This window comes from Gemmatimonadota bacterium, assembly GCA_016704275.1.
In the GTDB taxonomy this organism is placed as follows: Bacteria; Gemmatimonadota; Gemmatimonadetes; order Gemmatimonadales; family GWC2-71-9; genus Palsa-1233.
Map to the genome: position 1 here is coordinate 210,347 of JADJAK010000003.1, position 19,645 is coordinate 229,991.

General features: G+C 68.0%; 19 protein-coding genes. 18 read left to right on the forward strand and 1 reads right to left on the reverse strand.

What is annotated here, in order from left to right; all coding sequences use genetic code 11:
• Window positions 1-45: 45 nt before the first annotated feature.
• Genes IPG05_08570 through IPG05_08585 form a run of 4 tightly spaced genes read left to right on the forward strand, consistent with a single transcriptional unit; the run spans window position 46 to window position 4,317 of the window.
• Window positions 46-513 (forward strand): (2Fe-2S)-binding protein, encoded by a 468-nt coding sequence (locus tag IPG05_08570; protein ID MBK6495142.1) that lies wholly within the window; start codon window positions 46-48, stop codon window positions 511-513.
• Window positions 510-2,699, forward strand: a complete 2,190-nt coding sequence (locus tag IPG05_08575) for a xanthine dehydrogenase family protein molybdopterin-binding subunit (GenBank protein MBK6495143.1) — start codon at window positions 510-512, stop codon at window positions 2,697-2,699. Before IPG05_08570 ends, IPG05_08575 begins: the two co-directional genes overlap by 4 nt.
• Before the next feature lie 15 nt (window positions 2,700-2,714).
• Window positions 2,715-3,722 (forward strand): XdhC family protein, encoded by a 1,008-nt coding sequence (locus IPG05_08580; GenBank protein ID MBK6495144.1) that lies wholly within the window; start codon window positions 2,715-2,717, stop codon window positions 3,720-3,722.
• Entirely contained in the window at window positions 3,715-4,317 is a 603-nt protein-coding gene (locus tag IPG05_08585; GenBank protein ID MBK6495145.1) for a nucleotidyltransferase family protein, read from the forward strand. Before IPG05_08580 ends, IPG05_08585 begins: the two co-directional genes overlap by 8 nt.
• Before the next feature lie 60 nt (window positions 4,318-4,377).
• On the opposite strand, the gene IPG05_08590 is transcribed toward IPG05_08585, so the two are convergent.
• Window positions 4,378-5,022: a hypothetical protein gene (locus IPG05_08590; protein MBK6495146.1), complete on the reverse strand. Its 645-nt coding sequence runs from the start codon at window positions 5,020-5,022 to the stop codon at window positions 4,378-4,380.
• A gap of 184 nt (window positions 5,023-5,206) precedes the next feature.
• Between IPG05_08590 and IPG05_08595 the strand changes: the two genes are divergently transcribed.
• The 14 genes from IPG05_08595 (at window position 5,207) to pnp (ending at window position 19,643) form a co-directional block, all read left to right on the forward strand.
• Complete coding sequence (locus IPG05_08595) at window positions 5,207-7,243, forward strand: M1 family metallopeptidase (GenBank protein ID MBK6495147.1); 2,037 nt, start codon at window positions 5,207-5,209, stop codon at window positions 7,241-7,243.
• A gap of 175 nt (window positions 7,244-7,418) precedes the next feature.
• Window positions 7,419-7,868: a 50S ribosomal protein L13 gene (rplM, locus tag IPG05_08600; protein MBK6495148.1), complete on the forward strand. Its 450-nt coding sequence runs from the start codon at window positions 7,419-7,421 to the stop codon at window positions 7,866-7,868.
• Complete coding sequence (gene rpsI, locus IPG05_08605) at window positions 7,868-8,269, forward strand: 30S ribosomal protein S9 (GenBank protein MBK6495149.1); 402 nt, start codon at window positions 7,868-7,870, stop codon at window positions 8,267-8,269. The genes rplM and rpsI overlap by 1 nt, the downstream gene beginning before the upstream one ends.
• 197 nt (window positions 8,270-8,466) lie before the next feature.
• A complete protein-coding gene (gene rpsB, locus IPG05_08610) occupies window positions 8,467-9,345 on the forward strand; it encodes a 30S ribosomal protein S2 (GenBank protein ID MBK6495150.1) in 879 nt (292 codons plus the stop codon).
• Window positions 9,346-9,443: 98 nt separating this feature from the next.
• On the forward strand, window positions 9,444-10,292 hold the full coding sequence (locus tag IPG05_08615) for an elongation factor Ts (protein MBK6495151.1): 849 nt from the start codon (window positions 9,444-9,446) through the stop codon (window positions 10,290-10,292).
• On the forward strand, window positions 10,292-11,002 hold the full coding sequence (locus IPG05_08620) for a UMP kinase (GenBank protein ID MBK6495152.1): 711 nt from the start codon (window positions 10,292-10,294) through the stop codon (window positions 11,000-11,002). Before IPG05_08615 ends, IPG05_08620 begins: the two co-directional genes overlap by 1 nt.
• A complete protein-coding gene (gene frr, locus IPG05_08625; protein ID MBK6495153.1) occupies window positions 10,999-11,550 on the forward strand; it encodes a ribosome recycling factor in 552 nt (183 codons plus the stop codon). Before IPG05_08620 ends, frr begins: the two co-directional genes overlap by 4 nt.
• Window positions 11,551-11,558: 8 nt before the next feature.
• Window positions 11,559-12,296 carry a di-trans,poly-cis-decaprenylcistransferase gene (gene uppS / locus IPG05_08630; GenBank protein ID MBK6495154.1) on the forward strand — a complete coding sequence of 246 codons (738 nt, stop codon included), beginning with the start codon at window positions 11,559-11,561 and terminating at the stop codon, window positions 12,294-12,296.
• 8 nt (window positions 12,297-12,304) lie between these two features.
• The gene (locus IPG05_08635) at window positions 12,305-13,171 is read left to right on the forward strand and encodes a phosphatidate cytidylyltransferase (GenBank protein MBK6495155.1); all 867 of its coding nucleotides are present in this window, start codon (window positions 12,305-12,307) and stop codon (window positions 13,169-13,171) included.
• Window positions 13,168-14,304, forward strand: a complete 1,137-nt coding sequence (locus IPG05_08640) for a 1-deoxy-D-xylulose-5-phosphate reductoisomerase (GenBank protein ID MBK6495156.1) — start codon at window positions 13,168-13,170, stop codon at window positions 14,302-14,304. The genes IPG05_08635 and IPG05_08640 overlap by 4 nt, the downstream gene beginning before the upstream one ends.
• Window positions 14,301-15,671, forward strand: a complete 1,371-nt coding sequence (rseP, locus tag IPG05_08645) for an RIP metalloprotease RseP (protein ID MBK6495157.1) — start codon at window positions 14,301-14,303, stop codon at window positions 15,669-15,671. The genes IPG05_08640 and rseP overlap by 4 nt, the downstream gene beginning before the upstream one ends.
• Before the next feature lie 18 nt (window positions 15,672-15,689).
• A complete protein-coding gene (locus tag IPG05_08650) occupies window positions 15,690-16,967 on the forward strand; it encodes an MgtC/SapB family protein (protein MBK6495158.1) in 1,278 nt (425 codons plus the stop codon).
• A gap of 248 nt (window positions 16,968-17,215) precedes the next feature.
• A complete protein-coding gene (gene rpsO, locus IPG05_08655) occupies window positions 17,216-17,473 on the forward strand; it encodes a 30S ribosomal protein S15 (protein ID MBK6495159.1) in 258 nt (85 codons plus the stop codon).
• An 82-nt stretch (window positions 17,474-17,555) separates the two neighbouring features.
• Entirely contained in the window at window positions 17,556-19,643 is a 2,088-nt protein-coding gene (pnp, locus tag IPG05_08660; GenBank protein MBK6495160.1) for a polyribonucleotide nucleotidyltransferase, read from the forward strand.
• Window positions 19,644-19,645 lie beyond the last annotated feature (2 nt).

The window sequence follows — 19,645 nt, forward strand, 5'->3', positions numbered from 1 at the left end:
GGTACATTGCACCATCCTCTCCAATCCTCCGTTCCGGAGCGACCGATGCCCGTCAGCTTTACCCTCAATGGCAAGCGCACGACCGTGGACGCCGCCGGCCGTATGCCGCTGCTCTGGGTGTTGCGTGATGTCCTCGACCTCAAGGGCACCAAGTACGGCTGCGGCGAAGGGCTCTGCGGCGCGTGCACCGTCCATCTCGACGGCAAGGCCGTCCGCTCCTGCCAGATCCCGTTGGATGGAGCAGCCGGGAAGCAGGTGACCACCATCGAGGGGTTGTCGGTCGATGGCAAACATCCGGTCCAGCGCGCGTGGGAGGCGGCCGACGTCCCCCAGTGCGGCTATTGCCAAGCGGGTCAACTGATGTCCGCGGCAGCGCTCCTGGCCACCACGCCACGTCCGACTGACGACGAAATCGACGAGGCGATGGAGGGCAATCTCTGCCGCTGCGCCACCTACATCCGCATTCGCGCCGCCATCCATCAGGCAGCGGCCATGCCGAAGGGGGCACGATGACCGCCGCCCTGGATCGCCGCGACTTTCTCAAGGTGACGGCACTCGCGGGCGGTGGGCTCGCCATTGGCTCGTGGTGGCAACCGCTCGACGCCGCCGGTGCGCCGATCGCCGAGGCGTTCGCGCCCAACGCCTTCATCCGGATCACCGCCGATTCCGTGATCACCATCGTCTCGAAGAACCCGGAGATCGGGCAGGGGATCAAGACCTCGCTGCCGATGCTGGTCGCCGAAGAACTCGACGTCGCGTGGTCGACGGTGACCGTCGAGCAGGCGGTGAGTGATGCCGCGCGATACGGCTCGCAGGTCGCCGGTGGCAGCACCGCCACCCCGGCCCACTACGACTCGATGCGGCAGGCGGGCGCCGTGGCGCGACAGATGCTCGTGGCGGCCGCTGCGGCGACGTGGGGCGTCCCCGAGACCGAGTGCACCACCAGTGGCGGAATGGTCCGTCATGCCAACAGCAAGCGCGCCATGCGCTACGGGGCGCTCGCGGCCAAAGCGGCCACCATGCCCGTGCCCGATCCGAAGACCGTGCGCCTCAAGGACCCGAAGGACTACACCGTCATCGGGACCGCCGTGCCAGGCGTCGACAACCCCGCGATCGTCCGTGGCAAGCCGTTGTTCGGCATCGACGTCACCGTGCCGGGGATGCTCTACGCCGTGTTCCACAAGTGTCCCGTCTTCGGCGGTACCGTCGTGAGCGCGAACCTCGACGCGGTGCGCGCACTGCCCGGCGTCAAGCAGGCCTTCGTGGTGACGGGCGGGACGAATCTCGCCGGCCTCCTCTCCGGCGTCGCCATCCTCGGCGACAGCTGGTGGGCCGCCAACGAAGCGCGCAAGCAGCTCAAGGTCACCTGGGCCGAAGGCGCCACGGCGGCGCAGAGCAGCGCCGGCTTCGCAGCGCAGGCCGAGACGCTGGCGGCCGGTGCACCGCAGCGGACGCTCCGGCAGGATGGCGACCTCACGGCCGCGTTGGGGAGCGCAGTCCAGAAGGTCGAGGCGGCCTACAGCTATCCCTTCCTGGCGCATGCGACGCTCGAACCGATGAACTGCACTGCGCGGTTGGTCGATGGCAAGGTGGAGATCTGGGCACCATCGCAGAATCCGCAGTCCGGCCGGCAGCTGGTGGCGCAGACACTGGGTGTCCCGCCGGCTGACATCACGATTCACATGACGCGCTGCGGCGGCGGCTTCGGCCGCCGACTGAACAACGACTACATGGTCGAGGCCGCCGCGATCGCCAAGCAGGCCGGGGTGCCGGTCAAGCTGCTCTGGTCGCGCGACGACGACATCCAGCACGACTTCTATCGCCCCGCCGGTTTCCATTTCCTGAAGGGCGGCGTCGACGCCGCCGGGAAGCTCGTGGCGTGGCAGAACCACTTCGTCTCCTTCGGCGAAGGGCAGGGCTTCGCCGCAAGCGCCAACATCGGCGCCACGGAATTTCCGGCCCTCTTCGTCCCGAACTTCCTCTTGCAGTCGTCCGTGATGTCGCTGGGGGTGCCGACCGGCTTCCTGCGCGCCCCCGGGAGCAACGCCCTCGCCTTTGTCGCGCAGTCGTTCCTCGACGAGCTCGCGCACGCCGCCAAGCGGGACCCGCTGCAATTCCGGCTCGACCTCCTCGGCCCCGCCCGAATCGTGGAAGAGAACGGGCGGACCATCTATGACGCCGGCCGGATGCGCGGGGTGCTCGAGGCCGTGCGCCAGCGATCGGGCTGGGGCACTCGCGCCGTGCCGGCCGGTCACGGACTCGGTGTCGCCTTCCACTTCTCGCACCGCGGCTACTTCGCCGAAGTGGTCGAGGCCAGCGTGAGCAGCGACGGTGGCGTGCGGGTGCACGGCGTCTGGGTGGCGGGGGACATCGGCCGGCAGATCATCAATCCCAGCAACGCAGTGAATCAGGTGCAAGGTTCGGTGATCGATGGACTCTCGGAGGCCTTCGGCCAGGAGATCACCATCGCCGCCGGGCGCGTCGAGCAGAGCAACTTCGACGATTTTCCGGTGATGCGCATCCCGCAGGCGCCGAAGGTGATCGACGTCCACTTCGTCACTTCGGACGTCGGGCCGACCGGTCTCGGCGAGCCGGCCTTGCCCCCGGTGGTCCCGGCGCTCTGCAACGCGATATTCGCCGTCACCGGAAAGCGGATTCGTTCCCTGCCGCTTTCACGCCACGGCCTGCACTCGGCCTGAGGCGAGCGCCCGGCGATGAAGCACTGGGCCGAATCGCGGCTCGTCTTTGCGGCGATCGCCGAGTTGCAGCGGCAGGGAATCGCCGCCGCGCTCGCGACCGTCGTGCGCGTGCATGGCTCCGCCTATCGCCATGAGGGAGCCAAGCTGCTCGTGGGGGCCGACGGGACGATCGTCGGCAACGTGAGCGGGGGGTGTCTTGAGCAGGATGTCCGTGAAGTCGCCCGGCGCGTGCTCGCGACCGGGCAGGCGGAGCGTCGACAATATTGTTCCGGCAGCGACGAGATCGCCGCATGGGATCTCGGCGTCGGCTGTGAGGGCACTGTCGAGCTGCTCGTCGCTCCGGTTCGCGATGCGTACAGCGCCGAGCGAGTGGCGATCGCACAGCAGCGGCCATTCGCGGTCGAGGTGCCGATGGACGGACCGTCGGATGCTCGTCGAATCCGTGAGGGCGTCGCGACGCCCGGCCTGGTGACGGACAGCGAGGGTCGCGAGTGGTTTGTCGATGCCTTCCTGCCGCCACCGCAGTTGCTCGTGTGCGGGGCGGGGGATGATGCCATGCCATTGGCGCGACTCGCGGTGGCGACCGGGTTTCGGGTCGTGGTGACGGACCGCCGCCCCGGGCTGCTGACCTCGGAGCGGTTCGGCGACGACGTCGCGCTCCGGTTGGCCCAACCCCGCGACGTCGCGGTCGAGTGCGCCGCGGGCGTGGACACCTTCGCGGTGGTCATGACGCACCACTACGCCGACGACAGTTCCTATCTCGCTGCGTTGCGCACGACCACCATCCCCTACATCGGGATGCTCGGCCCCCGGCAGCGGACCGAGCGGATGCTCGCGGCGGCGGAGGGTATCGAGCCCGGCGATGATCGACGGATTCATGCACCGGCCGGCCTCGACATCGGCACTGATGGGGCGGAGCAGGTGGCGCTCTCGATCATCGCCGAGATCATGGCGGTGCAGGCCGGTCGACCGGCGAGGCCGCTGCGCGAACGGCGCGTGCCGATTCACGCGGTCGATGGCTGAGGCCCGCATCGCGGTCGTCATCCTCGCGGCCGGGGCGTCGCGGCGGATGGGTCAGCCAAAGCTCCTGTTGCCGCTGGAAGGGGAACCGGTGCTTCGGCGGGCAGCCACACGCGCATTGGCCTGCGGGGCATCCTCCGTGGTCGTGGTACTGCCCCCGGCCGCGACCGCATGGCGCGAGGCGCTCGGCGGCTTGGCCGTGACCTGCCTTGAGGCACCGTCGATCGGGGGCCCGGTGAGTGACTCACTCCACACCGCGATCGACGGCCTCGACCCGTCGGTGGATGGCGTGCTCGTGGTGCTGGCTGATATGGTCGGCGTGACGACTGCCATGATGTCGGCTGCGATTGCGGCCGGCGGTACGGCGCCGTGCCGGATGGTGGGCTCGCGCTACGGCCAGGTGATCGCACCACCGCTGCTGTTTCCGCAGCGCTTCCTCACCGAGTTGCGCACCATGGAGGGTGATGGTGTCGGGCGCGCGTTGTTCGCCGCGCACGCCGCTGAGGCGGTGCATGTCGACTGGCCGTCGAGTGCGCTCCACGACATCGACACGCCGGACGATTACCGCGCCGCAGCCAGGCGTCACGCGCCGGAATGACAACGCGCCCGGACGAATGCTCGTCCGGGCGCGCTGTGCAATTCCGCAGGCTGGGAGCGGTTACTCGCCGCCGCCACCACCACCGCCACGTCCGCCACGACCCTGACCACCCTGGTCGCCGCCTCGGCCGCCGCCACCTGCGCCACGCGCCGGCTGACCGATCGGGCGCTGCTCACCATACCACTTCTTCATCGCCTCGTACTGCTCCTTGTTCAGCTCCGGCTTGACCTGCTTCTCGAAGAAGGCGACGTCGAGCTTGCGAACCGCCTTGAGCTGCTTGTCATACGCCTTCGAGAGCTCGGGCTTGCTCATCGCCGTGAACGAGAATCCACCCGGCGTCGTGAGGTTCAGCTCCGTCGCTGCCGCCTTGACCGAGTCGCGCAGCACGGCCGTGGCCGCGAGGTGCGCCGTGCGCAGCTGCTCGAGCTTGGCGTGCTTGACCGAATCGAGCGTCAACAGCACGGTGAAGGTGTCGAACGAGAACGGGCCGTCGAGGTCGTAGTGGAGCGGGCGCGGCGCCTGATTGCCGCCGCCACCACCGCCCATCCCGGTCATGTCGACCATCCCGGTGCCGCCACCACCACCGCCACCGCCCATGCCGCGACCACCACCACCACCGCCGCCCTGCGCCGCCAGGCTGGCCACGGGCGCCGTCGCGAGGGCGAGGGTCAAGAAGATGCGGGTCCAGCTGCGAAGATCCTTCACGGGATTCCCCCTGTTGCGTCGTCGGTATGCATTGGTCGCCGGCCGCGAGCCGACCCACCACGGTTCAGGGGGTGATACGACGGAGCCGGGCGAATGGTTGCGCCTCCGACCCGGCCGGGGCGTCGGTGTACCTTTCTGGGCGTTCCACGCCCGCTCTGCCGATCCATCCTTCTGGAGTTCGCCGATGCGCCGTCTTCTCCTCGCCGCTGCGCTTGCCGCGCCGCTCTCGCTGGCCGCCCAGGCCAACGTTCCACTCCCGGAACGCGCCGTCCGTCGCGACATCCCGCTGACCAACTCGATCCGTCGTGCCTTCGCGACGGGCACCCGGGATTCGACCGGCCGCCCGGGTCGGAACTACTGGCAGTTGCGGACCGACTACACGATCCAGGTGCGGCTCGATCCGGCCACGGGGCGGCTCTATGGCCGTGAGACGGTCCTGATCCACAATCGCTCCGATTCCGCGCTGACGCAGATCGCCCTCCGCCTCGATCCGAACATCTTCCGCCCGACCGTGCCGCGTGGCGGCTCGACGCCGGCCGAGACGACGGACGGGATGATCCTGACCAAGGTGGCCGTGAACGGCGTGGCCGCCGATCTCGCTGCCCAGGCGCCCGGTGGTGGTCGCGGGGCGGGTGGGGCGCCCCCGGCGGCTGGCGGGGCGGTGCGGGTCAGCGGGCTGACGCTGACGAACGCGCGCGTCTCGTTGCCGACGCCGGTGCCGGCCAAGGGCACGGTGACGCTGGACATCGAATGGAACCACAAGCTCCCCGGCGGACCGGGTGGGCAGGGCCACCGGATGACGCAGCGGTGGGCCGACACGCTCTTCCAGCCGACGCAGTGGTATCCCCGCATCGGCAAGTATGACGACCTGCGCGGCTGGGACACCGAGCCGTATCTCGGCCCGTCGGAGTTCTACAACAACTTCGGCCGGTTCGATGTCTCGATCGACGTCCCTGGCGGCTGGATCGTCAGCGGCACCGGCGTGCTGCAGAACCCGGAGCAGGTGCTGACCTCGACGGCGCGTGCGCGCCTCGCCAAGGTGCTCGACAGCGACTCGATCATCACCGTCGTCGGGGTGGATGAAGTGGGCCCCGGCCGATCCACGGCAGCCGGTGATCGGCTGACGTGGCGCTTCGTCGCCGACACGGTGAACGACTTCGCCTGGGCCACGGCCAAGCAGTTCGTGTGGAAGGCCACCCGCGCCACGATCCCCAACCGCGGCAAGGTGCCGATCCACATGGTCTACCTCCCGGGCAACGCGAATCTCTTCGCGCGGGCCGGCGAGATCTCCCGTCATGCCCTCGAGTTCTACTCGAAGCTCTGGGTGCCGTACGAGTTCCCGCAGTTCACCCTGCAGGACGGCCCGAGTGCCGGCATGGAATACCCGATGGTGATCAACTCGAACCAGGGTGCTGCCGACCACGAGACCGGACACCAGTGGTGGCCGATGCTGGTCGGGAACAACGAGACGCAGTATGGCTGGATGGACGAGGGCTTCAATCAGTACATGAACATCCTCTCGAATGCCGATGCCGCCGGTCGGCCGCCGGTGCTCGATGGCCAGGGGCAGAACTACGGCCGCATCAGTGGCGACGAGCGCGAGGCGCCGATGATGTGGAGCGCCAACAACGCCGGCCCGATGTACTCGTTCCAGACCTACAGCAAGACGCCGCTGATGCTCTCGATGCTGGGTGGCGTCGTCGGTGACTCGGCGGTGCAGCGTGCGATGCGCGAATACGCGGCAGCGTGGCGTTACAAGCATCCGTCGCCGTGGGACTACATGTTCTTCATGAACAACGCCCTCAAGCGCGACCTCGGCTGGTTCTGGTACTACTGGCTCTTCACCACCGAGTCGGTCGACGGCTCGATCGTGTCGGCCACGACGGCCGGCATCCGGACCTCGGTCGTCGTGCGACAGGATGGGGCGATGCCCTCGCCGGTGGTGCTCAAGGTGGAGTTCGCCCCGACCGGGCCGGCGATCCGGCCGATGAAGAACGCCGTCATGACCGACAGCGCCACTGCGATCGTCACCTACCCGGTCGATGTCTGGTTCGCCGGGAGCCGGACCTTCAAGGCCGACCTGGTCTTCGGGGGGCGGAAGGTCGCGAAGATCACGCTGGATCCGTTCCGCCGGTTCCCGGACCGGAGCGCGGCCGACAACGTCTGGCCGCGGGCGGCGGGGGCCACCGGATCGGCCACGGAAGGGGCCCGTCGTCCCTGAATGAAACGTTGGACCCGTGACACACGGGTTTGTGGCGGGGAAGATCGGGGTCGGGGGCCAGTGGCCCCCGACCCCGATCGGCGTGCGATGGCTTGACCCAACCCCTTACCAGCCGCTAGCTTTGAGGTCTGTCTCCGAAGTGGCCTTTTTGTCCGGTGCCAAGGAAAAGTCAGGAATGAAGACGTATACGCAGAAGCAGAGCGAGCTCCAGCACGACTGGATCCTGGTCGACGCGACCGACATCCCGCTCGGGCGCCTCGCCAGCCATGTCGCGCAGCTCATTCGCGGCAAGCACAAGCCGACCTTCACCCCGCACATGGACGGCGGCGATTTCGTCATCGTCACCAATGCGTCGAAGGTGAAGCTCACCGGCCGCAAGGCGTCGCAGAAGGAATACTTCCGCCACACCGGCTACATGGGCCACGACCGCTACACGGTCGCAGCGGACCTGCTCGCGAAGCACCCGGATCGGGTGATCGAGAAGGCCGTCTTCGGCATGCTGCCGAAGAACTCCCTGGCCAAGCAGAAGCTCCGCACCAAGCTGAAGGTGTACGGCGGCGCCGAGCACCCGCACGAGGCGCAGCAGCCGAAGCCGTTCACCATTGACACCGCGAAGGCCAACTGATGAGCGAGACCCCGGAACTCCGCTGGCAGGCCGTCGGCCGCCGCAAGACGTCCGTCGCCCGCGTCTACCTGACGCCGGGCACCGGCAAGTGGGACGTGAACGGCCGCACGCTGGGCGACTACTTCCCGCGTCCGTCGCTGGTGCAGCACATCCAGCAGTCGTTCACGGCGACCGACTCGCTCGGCTCGTATGACGTGAAGGCGCACGTGGATGGCGGCGGCGTCAGCGGCCAGGCCGGCGCGATGCGGCATGCGATCGCCCGCGCGCTCTGCAAGGTCGACGAACTGAACCGCCCGAAGCTCCGCACGGCCGGCCTGCTGACCCGCGACCCGCGCGCGGTCGAGCGGAAGAAGCCGGGCCGTCCGGGCGCCCGCAAGCGCTTCCAGTTCAGCAAGCGGTAGGATTGGCAGCGTAGGGGCGAGGCCTGCCTCGCCCCTGCGGCGCCACCGTCTGGCCGAACGCACCGGCCGCACCATACGCCCGCGCCACGATGGCCGGGTGACACACGCCTCCCGATCGGCGCGAGCGGTGCCCCCGTGGCACTCGCGTTGAAGCGACGGAGCGCGGCGGATCAACCAGACCCAAGGAGTTACCGTTCGTGGCGACACCCACCCTGCAGGAACTGCTCGAGGCCGGCACCCACTTCGGCCACCAGACCCGTCGCTGGAATCCGAAGATGCGCAAGTTCATCTTCGCCGAGCGCTCGGGCATCTACCTGATCGACCTCCAGAAGACGCTGAAGCAGCTCACCACTGCCGCGGAGCTCCTCAAGAGCGTCGCGCTCCGTGGCGAGAACGTGCTCTTCGTCTGCACCAAGCGCCAGCTCAAGGCGGTGGTCGAGGCCGAGGCCCGCAATGCCGGGGCGCACTGGGTCAACGAGCGGTGGCTCGGTGGCACGCTGACGAACTTCCAGACCATCAAGAAGCAGATCCGTCGCCTCCGCGATCTCGAGCAGGGTGCCGCCGAGGGCGACTTCGAGAACTACACGAAGAAGGAGCAGCTGCTGTTCTCGCGTGAGCGCGAGAAGCTCTCCCGCAACCTCGAAGGGATCAAGATGATGAACCGCCTTCCGGGCGCGCTCTTCATCGTCGATGCCAAGAAGGAGAAGATCGCGATCCAGGAGGCCAACCGCCTCGGGATTCCGGTCGTGGCGATCGTCGACACCAACGCCGATCCCGATCCGATCACCGTGCCGATTCCGGGCAACGACGACGCGATCCGCTCGGTCTCGCTGATCACCGGCGCGCTGTGCGATGCGCTGCGTGAGGCGCGGGCCCAGATGCCGGTGCGCGGCGATGGCTCGGCGTCGGATGACGAGGGCGAGACGTTCTCGGCCGGCGAAGGCGACGGTGCGTCGGATGACGATCGCAAGCGCCGGCGCCCGCGCCGCAAGCGCAAGGCGCGTCCGGAGGCGATTGCCGCCCGGCTCAAGCAGGATCCCGCGGCTCCTTCCGAGGGCGGCGACGCAGGCGCCTGACCCGGACCGACCGGATCATGCGCGAACCGCCGCCCCGCGGGCCCACGGGCCCGGGGCGGCGGTTTCACACAGGGACTTGAACACTTCAGCAGGCGGCAATGAGCTCCATGACGATCAGCACCAAGGACATTTCGGAACTCCGCGCCCGTACCGGCGCCGGGATGATGGATTGCAAGAAGGCCCTCGAGGAAGCCAATGGCGACATGGCGCTCGCCTCGGAGCTGCTCCGCAAGAAGGGCATCGCGAAGGCCGAGAAGCGGGCCGGGCGTGACGCGTCGCAGGGCCTGGTCGTGATCGACACGGCCGCGGACGGGTCGGTCGGCGCGATGGTCGAGCTCAACTGCGAGACCGACTTCGTGGCGCGCAACGAGGACTTCCTCGCCCTCGCCAAGAAGCTCGCCGCCCACGCGCTGGCGACGTCGCCGGTCGGGGTCACGCTCGAGGGGTTCCTCGCCGAGTCGATGGACGGCACGACGATCGAGGAAGTCGTCAAGCTCGCCTCCGGCAAGACGGGTGAAGCCGTGTCGGTGAAGCGCGTCGCGAAGTTCGGCGGCGCCGTCGGCGAGTATCGCCACTTCAACGGCCAGGTCGGCGTGCTGGTCGAAGTCGCCGGCGTCACCGGCGATGCCGCGCTCGCGCTGGCGCGCGAAGTGGCGCTGCACATCGCCTCGGCCGATCCGATCGCCGTCAGCACCACCGACATCCCGGTCGAGCTGCTCGATCGCGAGCGCCGGATCGCGGAGGAGCAGGTGGCCGCCGAAGGGAAGCCCGAAGCCATCCGTGGCAAGATCGTGGACGGCAAGGTGAAGAAGTTCGCCGCCGATCGGGCCCTGCTCGAGCAGGCCTTCATCAAGGATGAGTCGGTCACCGTCGGGGCGATGGTTGCCCGTCTGGCCGGTGCCTCCGTGGTGCGCTTCGCCCGCTTCAAGGTCGGCGAGGCCGTCTGATGGCCCTCGCCTACCGCCGGGCCCTGCTGAAGCTCTCCGGTGAGGCGTTGGCTGGAGGGAAGGGGGGTGGCCTCGACTACCAGGTGGTCGAGGCACTCGCCGAGGAAATCAAGAAGGTGCACGCCCTGGGCGTGCACCTCGGGGTCGTGGTGGGCGGCGGCAACATCATTCGCGGGGCGATGGCGCGCCGTGAAGGGCTCGACCGCGTGTCGGCCGACTACATGGGGATGCTGGCGACGGTGATCAACGCCCTCGCGCTGCAGAATGTCCTCGAGGGGCTGGGCGTCGAGACGCGCGTGATGACGGCCATCCGCATGGAATCGCTCGCGGAGCCCTACATCCGCCGCCGGATGATGCGACACTTCGAAAAGGGCCGGCTCGTGATCTTCGCCGGCGGCACCGGCAATCCGTATTTCTCGACCGACACCGCGGCCGTGCTGCGCGCGCTCGAAATGGAAGCCGAGGTCGTGCTGAAGGCGACCAACGTCGACGGCGTCTACACCGCCGATCCGCGCACCGATCCGGCGGCGACGCTGCTCCCGGAGATCACTTTCCAGGATGCGCTGGTCAACGGCTATGCGGTCATGGACGCCAACGCGTTCGGGCTCTGCCAGGCCAACGCGCTGCCGATCGTCGTTCTCAACATCAATCAGCCCGACACCATCCTGCGCGTGCTGCATGGTGACCGGGTCGGGACACTCGTCCGATGACCAGCCAGGATATCGTCAAGGCCGCCCGCGAAGGGATGCAGAAGGCGGTCGAGAACACCCGCCGCGAGCTCAGCGGCATTCGTTCCGGCAAGGCGACTACCAACCTGCTCGACACGGTGCGCGTCGAGGCGTATGGCTCCGCGGTCCCGCTCAATCAGGTCGCGATGGTCACCGCCCCCGAGCCGCGGATGCTGGTGGTCCAGCCGTTCGACAAGAGCCTCGCGATCGCGATCGACAAGGCGATTCGTGATGCCAACCTCGGCCTCAATCCGCAGAGCCAGGGCCAGATGATCCGGGTGCCGCTGCCGATGCTCTCCGAGGAGCGTCGCAAGGAGCTCGTCAAGATCTGCGCCCGCCTCACCGAGGAGGGCCGCGTCTCCGTGCGCCAGGCGCGGACCGATGCGATGACCAAGATCAAGAAGCTCGAGAAGGTTCCCGAGGACGAGAAGACGCGCGCCGAGAAGGACGTGCAGAAGCACACCGACGAGGCGAGCAAGCAGGTCGACGAACTGCTCAAGGCGAAGGAAGCCGAGATCCTCGCAGTGTGACCACCGCGATGCCGACGCTCCTCGACCAGTTGCGCCTCCACGGCGCAGTGCCGCGGCATGTCGCCATCATCATGGATGGCAATGGCCGCTGGGCGCAGGAGCGTGGTCTCAGTCGTCCCGCCGGACATCAGGCCGGGATGCGATCGGTGCGCGAGGCCGTCGAGGGCTGCCTGGCCGCCGGGGTGGAGGTGCTCACCCTCTTCGCCTTCTCGCAGGAAAATTGGCAGCGCCCCCCCGCCGAAATCGATGCGCTCATGTCGCTCCTCGAGGAGTACATCGCCAAGGAAGCCGCCGAACTGCGCGAACAGGGCGTGTCGGTGCGCATGCTCGGTGATCTCGAGCGACTCTCGCCGTCGGCGCGCGCCGCCGTCGATCACATCGAGGCGAACACCGTCGGGGGCACCAAGCTCGCGCTCAACATCTGCATCTCCTATTCGGCGCGCGCCGAGATCGTCCGCGCGATGCGGCAGCTGGCCGCACGGGTCCGCGAGGGATCGTTGGAGCCCGAGGCGATTGGAGAGCGCGACGTCGCCGCCGAGCTCTACACGGCAGCATGGCCCGACCCCGACTTGATCATCCGGACCTCTGGCGAGATGCGGGTCTCGAACTTCCTCCTCTGGCAGATGGCCTACGCCGAACTGCACGTGACGCCGGTGCTCTGGCCCGACTTCAGCCGCAACACGCTCTACGCCGCCTTGCTCGACTTTCAGGGACGTGATCGTCGCTTCGGACGCGTGAGCAGCTGAGCATGGCGATGGACGCCAATCTCGTCAAACGCATCGCCTTTGCTGCCGTCGCCATTCCGGTGGCCGTCGGCCTCGTCTGGCTCGGCGGCTGGCCGCTTGCCGCGCTCGTGGCGCTGATCGGCGCGCTGGGGACGCGGGAGCTCTTCGACATCGCCGCGAAGCAGGGCGTGCAGGCCTTCCGGACGACCGGCATGGCCGCGGCCGCGGTCGGGCCGCTGCTGGTGTACCACGCCGTCGCCGACGCGCCGGGTCGCGCGCTGCTCGACGCCAACTGGGTCTTCCTGGCGGCGGGCTTCCTCCTCCTCCTCCTGGTTCTGGCACTGCAGCAGCGCGCGCCGACGGAACGTCCGCTGGCCGCCGTGGCCGTGACCGCCTTCGCGGTCGGCTACGCCGGGTTGCTGCCCGCCTTCCTGCTCGGCATTCGCCACGGCAGCTGGCCGATGCAGTCGTGGGCCGGCACGGCGCTGGTCTTCTTCCCGCTGGTCGTCACCTGGGTCTGCGACTCGGCGGCGATGTTCGGCGGCCGGGCCTTCGGCGGCCCGAAGCTCGCGCCGACGATTTCGCCGGGGAAGACGCGGTCGGGCGGATTCGCTGGCGTGGTGGGCGGTGTGCTGATCGCGCCGGTGTTCGCACTGTGGCTCCTGCCCCTCGTCGGCATCGAGATGGGTCTGCTGCCGGCGGTGGCGATGGCCGCTGTGTTGTCGATCATTGGCCAACTGGGAGACCTGGCAGAGTCCCTGTTCAAGCGCGAAGCCGGCGTCAAGGACTCCTCGGCGCTGATCCCCGGGCACGGCGGCGTGCTCGATCGCTTTGACTCGCTCTACGTCATCCTCCCGACGGCCGCCATCTGCTATCGCCTCATGGGCCTGCTGTGAGCTCGGCGGCGTCCGCCCCGCGCGGCGTGGCGCTGCTCGGATCGACCGGTTCGATCGGTGAGAGCACGCTCCGCGTCCTGAAACGCCATCCCGACGCCTTCCGTCTGGTGGCGCTGGTGACCGGTTCAAACGTCTCCGGCTTGGCGGCACAAGCCACGGAGTGGACACCCGGCTTCGTGGGTGTGGTCAACGGTCGCGAAGCGCACCAGTGGGCCAGCGGACCGCAATGCCTGGTCGACGCGGCCACGCACCCCGATGTCGACATCGTCGTCAACGCGGTGGTGGGTGCCGCCGGGCTCGAGGCCACGCTGGCCGCCTTGCATGCCGGCAAGCGCGTGGCGCTGGCGAACAAGGAGACGCTGGTGATGGCGGGTCCGCTGGTGGCCGCCGCGGCGCGGGCGGGTGGCGGCGAATTGGTCCCGGTCGACTCGGAGCACAGTGCGGTCCTCCAGTGCATCGTGGCCCAGGGCGCTGCGCCGTCGCGGATCATCCTCACGGCGTCGGGCGGGCCGTTCCGGACCTGGGAGCTCGACGCGATTGCGAGTGCAACGGTCGACCAGGCGCTCAATCATCCGACCTGGCGCATGGGTGCCAAGATCACGGTCGACTCCGCAACGCTGGCGAACAAGGCCCTGGAGTTGATCGAGGCGCACTTCCTCTTCGGGTTGGGGTACGATGCCCTGGAGGCCGTGGTGCACCCGCAGAGCATCATTCACGCATTTGTCGAGTTCCCGGACGGGAGCGTGCTGGCGCAAGTCGGCTTCCCGTCGATGGAGGTTCCGATCCTGTACGCCCTGACCCACCCGACCCGACTCGCCGACAGCGGCGTGCGGCGCTTTGATCCCGTGGCCGCCGGCCCGCTCACCTTCGAGCCGGTCCGTCGCGATGCCTTCCGCGCCTTCGACCTCGGCGTGGCGGCCGGACGCGCCGGTGGCACGGCCCCCGCGGTCTTCAACGCGGCCAACGAAATCGCCGTCGCTGCCTTCCTGGATCGCCGCATCACCTTTGGCGGGATTGCCGATGTGATCGCCCGCACCCTCGACGCGCATCAGGTGCAGCCCGCGTCGTCCGTCGAAGTCGTACAGGGTGCCGATCGCGAGGCGCGCCGCGTGGCCGCCGAGGGGATCGCATGAGCAGCTTCCTCTTTACCGTCGCGGTCCTGTTCGTCGTTCTGGGCGTGCTGATCTTCGTGCACGAGTTCGGACACTACTGGGCGGCCAAGCGCTTCGGCGTCTGGGTGCACCGCTTCTCGATCGGGATGGGGAAGCCCGTCAAGGCGCTCAGCTTCCAGCGCGGCGAGACCGAGTGGGCCATCTCGTGGCTGCCGCTCGGTGGCTACGTGAAGATGGCGTCCTCCGAGGAGGAACCGGCGTCGTCGGTCCTCGAGGGTGGACACTCGTCCGACGTGCCCGCCGATCGCGTCTTCGAGGCGAAGCCGATCTGGCAGCGGATGGTGATCATCCTGGCGGGCGTGACACTGAATGCGCTCTTTGCGTGGGTGGTGTTCACCGGACTCGCGTGGAAGAATGGCCGGCAGTTCGATCCCACCACGACCATCGGGCGCATCAACACGGCGCTCCTCCCGCCGGAGGCCGCCGAGCTCGCGACCATTCCGGTCGGCACGAAGATCACCGCGATCGATGGCGAGCCGGTGCATTCGTGGGACGACATCCGGGAACGAGTCGCGACCGGCAACAGCAACGAGATCGGCTTCTCCTTCGAGGGACACGCGCCGATCGTCATCAAGCTGCATCGCGACGCCTTGGCCGAACGCGGCAAGACGGCCATCGCGCTCGAGCCGCAGCATCCAGCGGTGCTCGGCACCTTGACGCCCAACTATCCTGGCGCGAAGGCCGGTTTGCAGGCCGGTGACTCGGTCGTGGCGATCAACGGCCAGCCGATCACGCAGTGGGTCGATGCCGTGGGCCTCATCAAGCAGTCCGGTGGTGTCGAGGCACGCTTCGACGTGATCCGCGATGGCGCACCGGTCACCGTGGTGGTGACGCCGAAGCTCGAGCGGGAAGTCGCCGCCGACACGGCCTCGCCGATGATCGGTCGGATCGGGGCGATGCCGCGGCAGCCGCTGCAGATGGAGTCGCTGGGCTTCGTCGGCGCCGTCCGCGTCGGGACGGAACTGACGATCTCGTCTGCGGGCGCGATCTTCCGCACCTTCCGTGGCCTGGCCACGCGCAAGGTCGCCACCACCGAGATCGGCGGTCCGATCATGATCGGGCAGATGGCGGCGCAACAGGCGCGCGCCGGCATCGAGCCGCTGCTGGCTTTCATGGCGCTGATCTCGATGAACCTCGCCGTGGTGAACCTGCTGCCGATTCCCGTCCTCGACGGCGGTGCGTTCCTGATCCTGGTGGCCGAAGGGATCATGCGGCGCCCGCTGCCGACCAAGGTGCGCGAAATGATTTCGCTGGCCGGCCTCGGCATGATCCTGCTGATCATGTTCGTGGCATTCAAGAACGACATCATGCGGTTGCTCGGCCAGTAGCCGAAAAGAGAGGCCGACGTGCTCGAGCCACTCGTCATTCCTGCATCCGACGGTCTCCAGGCAGCACTGCGCCTGGGGATCGCCGGCTTGGTCGGTGTGGCGGCCGGTATCGAGCGCGAATGGTCCGGGCACGCGACGGGACCGGCGGCCCGCTTCGCAGGGATGCGGACCTTCCTCATCCTCGGGCTTTGCGGGGGCGTGGCCGGTGTGCTCGCTGCCGCCGAGCTGTCCGGCCTCGGCGCCGTGATCCTCCTCGGCGGCGTCGGCCTGGTGATCGCGGCCTACGTGCTGGCGATGCGCAACCCGGAGGCCGATGCCGACGGCACGACGGAAGCTGCGGCGCTGGTGATCCTTGCGCTCGGCCTGCTCGCGGGAATCGGACAGCTCGCGCTCGCGTCGGGGGCCGGTGCGCTGGTCGTGCTGGTGCTCGGCGAAAAGCGGCGGCTCCACGGGATGGTCGCCAAGGTCGGCGAGGCTGAGCTCCAGGCGGCGGCGCGATTCGCGGTCATGGCGCTGGTCATCCTTCCCATTTTGCCGACGACGCCGTTGCCGTTCGGCGGCGACATCTCGGCACGCGGCCTCTGGACCCTGGTCCTCCTTTTCTCGGGGATCAACTTCGCGGGCTATCTGGCGCGCCGCGCCGTTGGGCCGGAGCGTGGCTACGGGCTGGCCGGATTGCTCGGCGGGTTCATCTCTTCGACGCTGGTCACGATGCAGTTCGCGCGGCGCAGTCGCGTCGAGCCGACCCACGCCGGCGCACTCGCGCTTGGTGTCATCGCCGCGTGTACCGTGCTGCCAGTGCGCCTCCTGGCCATTCTTGGCGTCCTCGCCCCCACGGTCGGAAAGGCGGCACTCCCGTATCTGATTCCGCCGGCGGTGGTCGGCGCCGTCATCGTCGCGGTGGCGTTCCGGCGCACGAAGGGCGGGGGAGAGGCGGCGGAGGATGACACGTCACCGCTGCATGTGGCGGCCTCGGTGCGCATGGCGGTGCTGTTCTGGCTCGCGCTGATCGGTATCGAGTTCCTCGAACGTCAGTGGGGCAGCACCGGGGTCTATACCTCCGCGGTGCTCCTGGGGCTGACCGACATGGACGCGCTGACGGTCGCGATGGCCCGACTGGGCGGCGCACCAACGATGGCCAGCGTGGCGGCCACCGGCGTCGCAATCGGCGTCCTCTCCAACACGGCGTTCAAGCTGGGACTCGGCGTGGTGCTGGGTAGCCCGGCCTTCCGTGCCCGCCTGGGAATGGGGTTGTTGGCGCTCGGGGCGGCGGTGGGGCTGGGGTGGTTGGTGTAGGGGGAGATTCGATGATCGATGATCGATGGTCGATGGTCGATGGTCGATGGTCGATGATCGATGATCGATGATCTATGGAGTGTTGCAATGAGGAACGTCGAGAACGAGCGGCGGGAGAAATCGATCATCGATGGTCGATCATCGATCATCGGCTGTTTGCCCCTTGCCCCCCCTCGGCCCTATAATTGTTGGCTATCCAGAATATCCTAAGTGTAAGCGCAGCATGACTCAGCGTAGGGTTCAACGGCATGATTGAAAAGCAGCCCGTCATCGAGCAGCACCGTCAGCATGAGAGCGACACCGGATCCGCAAAGGTCCAGGTGGCCCTGCTCACGGCGCGCATCAACGGCCTCACCGACCATTTCCGCACCCACAAGAAGGACCATCATGGTCGTCGTGGGCTGTTGAAGATGGTCGGGACACGGCGTCGCCTCCTCAACTACATGAAGAGCCGCGACCTGTCATCGTACCGTTCCCTGATCGCTGAACTCGGACTCCGGAACTGACCGGGGAATGATGCTGCATGGGCGTCCCACGTGAGCACCGTGGGACGCTTTTTCGTATTGGCGTGCTCACTGACGTGAAGGAATGAAAGTGCATCGTATTGAAACGCAGTTCGCGGGTCGCCCGCTGGTCATCGAGACCGGCCGCCTCGCCAAGCAGGCCGCAGGATCGGTTCTCGTGCAGTATGGCGAGACCACCGTGCTGGCCGCCGTGACGGTCTCGCCGAACGTCACCCACCTCCCGTTCTTCCCGCTGACCGTCGAGTACAAGGAGAAGACCTACGCCGCGGGCAAGATCCCGGGTGGGTTCCTCAAGCGCGAAGGTCGCCCGTCGGACGACGAGATCCTGAATTGCCGGATCATTGACCGCTCGATCCGCCCGCTCTTCCCCGAAGGCTTCCGTCATGAAGTGCAGGTCTTCGTGACCGTGCTCTCGACGGACCAGGAGAACGAGTCGGATGTGATCGGCGTGCTGGCCGCCTCGGCCGCGCTCGCGATCTCGGAGATCCCCTGGAACGGCCCGATCGCCGCGGCGCGCGTCGGCAAGGTCGAGAACAACTGGATCCTCAACCCGACGTTCCAGCAGCTTGAGTTCTCGGCGATGGATCTGGTCGTGGCCGGCCTCAAGGATTCGATCATGATGGTCGAGGGCGGCGCCCTCGAGGTGTCCGAGGCGGAAGTCCTCGACGGCCTCAAGGTCGCGCAGCTCGGCATCGTCGAGCAGGTCAAGCTGATCACCGATCTCGTCAAGAAGGTCGGCAAGCCGAAGATGGCGTGGGTCGCCCCGGAGAAGGACGCGGAGCTGGTCAAGGCCGTGAAGGGCGCCGCCGAGAAGGCGATGGCGAAGGCGATGAACGCGAAGGACAAGGCCGGCCGTGCCGCCGGCGTCTCGACCGTTCGCAAGGAGGCCCAGGCCGCCCTCATGGAGAAGTTCCCTGAGCGCGTCAAGGACATCGCCAACGAGCTCGAGGAGATCGAGTATCACGCCATGCGGGCCCAGATTCTCGACAAGGGCGAGCGTATCGACGGCCGCGACCTCGAGACGATCCGCCCGATCACGCCGGAAGTCGGCGTCGTCCCCCGCGTGCACGGCACCGCCGTCTTCACGCGTGGCGAGACGCAGGCGTTCGTCGCCGTCACCCTCGGCACCGCCGATGACGAGCAGCGCCTCGACTCGATCGAAGTGAAGACCGAGCAGCGCAAGTCGTTCATGCTGCACTACAACTTCCCGCCGTACTCGACGGGCGAAGTCCGTCCGCTGCGCGGCACGTCGCGCCGCGAGATCGGTCACGGCGCGCTGGCCGAGCGGGCGATTCATCCGCTCCTCCCGGCGACGGCTGACTTCCCGTACACGATCCGCATCGTCTCCGAGATCCTCGAGTCGAACGGCTCGTCGTCGATGGCGTCGGTCTGCGGCAGCTCGCTCGCGCTCATGGACGCCGGCGTGCCGATCAAGGCCGCCTGCGCCGGTGTCGCGATGGGCCTGATCAAGGAAGGGAAGAAGGTCGCGGTCCTGACCGACATCCTGGGCACCGAGGATCACCTCGGCGACATGGACTTCAAGGTCGCGGGCACCGAGGCCGGCATCACGTCGATCCAGATGGACATCAAGATCGAGGGCCTGTCGCTCGAGATCATGACGACCGCGCTGGAGCAGGCCCGCAAGGGTCGCCTGCACATCCTCGGCGAGATGAACAAGGTCATCACCACGCACCGGGACGAGATGTCGCCGTGGGCGCCGCGGATCTTCACGATCCAGATCCGCCCCGACAAGATCGGCGACGTGATCGGCCCCAAGGGCAAGACGATCCGCGGCATCCAGGACGCCTCGGGCGCCAAGGTCAACATCGACGACACCGGCCTCATCACCATCGCCGCCGTCGGCGCCGAGGCGGGCGACAAGGCGCGCGAGATGGTCATGGCCATCACGGCGGAGCCGGAAGTCGGCAAGATCTACGAGGGCCCGGTCAAGAGCACGACCGCCTTCGGAGCGTTCATCGAGATCATGCCGGGCGTCGAGGGGCTGCTGCACATTTCCGAGATCGACCACAAGCGGGTCGAGAAGACGGAAGACGTCCTGAAGAAGGGCGACATCGTGCAGGTCAAGCTCCTGGAAGTGGATGAGCGCGGCCGCATGAAGCTGTCGCGGAAGGCCCTCCTCCCGAAGGAGTGAGG

Coding starts and splice junctions, on each gene's coding strand:
- IPG05_08635 (MBK6495155.1), top strand. CDS start 12,305: ATGGACGCCAATCTCGTCAAACGCATCGCCTTTGCTGCCGTCGCCATT.
- rpsO (MBK6495159.1), top strand. CDS start 17,216: ATGATTGAAAAGCAGCCCGTCATCGAGCAGCACCGTCAGCATGAGAGC.
- rplM (MBK6495148.1), top strand. CDS start 7,419: ATGAAGACGTATACGCAGAAGCAGAGCGAGCTCCAGCACGACTGGATC.
- pnp (MBK6495160.1), top strand. CDS start 17,556: ATGAAAGTGCATCGTATTGAAACGCAGTTCGCGGGTCGCCCGCTGGTC.
- IPG05_08615 (MBK6495151.1), top strand. CDS start 9,444: ATGAGCTCCATGACGATCAGCACCAAGGACATTTCGGAACTCCGCGCC.
- IPG05_08585 (MBK6495145.1), top strand. CDS start 3,715: ATGGCTGAGGCCCGCATCGCGGTCGTCATCCTCGCGGCCGGGGCGTCG.
- IPG05_08580 (MBK6495144.1), top strand. CDS start 2,715: ATGAAGCACTGGGCCGAATCGCGGCTCGTCTTTGCGGCGATCGCCGAG.
- rpsI (MBK6495149.1), top strand. CDS start 7,868: ATGAGCGAGACCCCGGAACTCCGCTGGCAGGCCGTCGGCCGCCGCAAG.
- uppS (MBK6495154.1), top strand. CDS start 11,559: ATGCCGACGCTCCTCGACCAGTTGCGCCTCCACGGCGCAGTGCCGCGG.
- rseP (MBK6495157.1), top strand. CDS start 14,301: ATGAGCAGCTTCCTCTTTACCGTCGCGGTCCTGTTCGTCGTTCTGGGC.
- frr (MBK6495153.1), top strand. CDS start 10,999: ATGACCAGCCAGGATATCGTCAAGGCCGCCCGCGAAGGGATGCAGAAG.
- IPG05_08575 (MBK6495143.1), top strand. CDS start 510: ATGACCGCCGCCCTGGATCGCCGCGACTTTCTCAAGGTGACGGCACTC.
- IPG05_08595 (MBK6495147.1), top strand. CDS start 5,207: ATGCGCCGTCTTCTCCTCGCCGCTGCGCTTGCCGCGCCGCTCTCGCTG.
- IPG05_08620 (MBK6495152.1), top strand. CDS start 10,292: ATGGCCCTCGCCTACCGCCGGGCCCTGCTGAAGCTCTCCGGTGAGGCG.
- IPG05_08570 (MBK6495142.1), top strand. CDS start 46: ATGCCCGTCAGCTTTACCCTCAATGGCAAGCGCACGACCGTGGACGCC.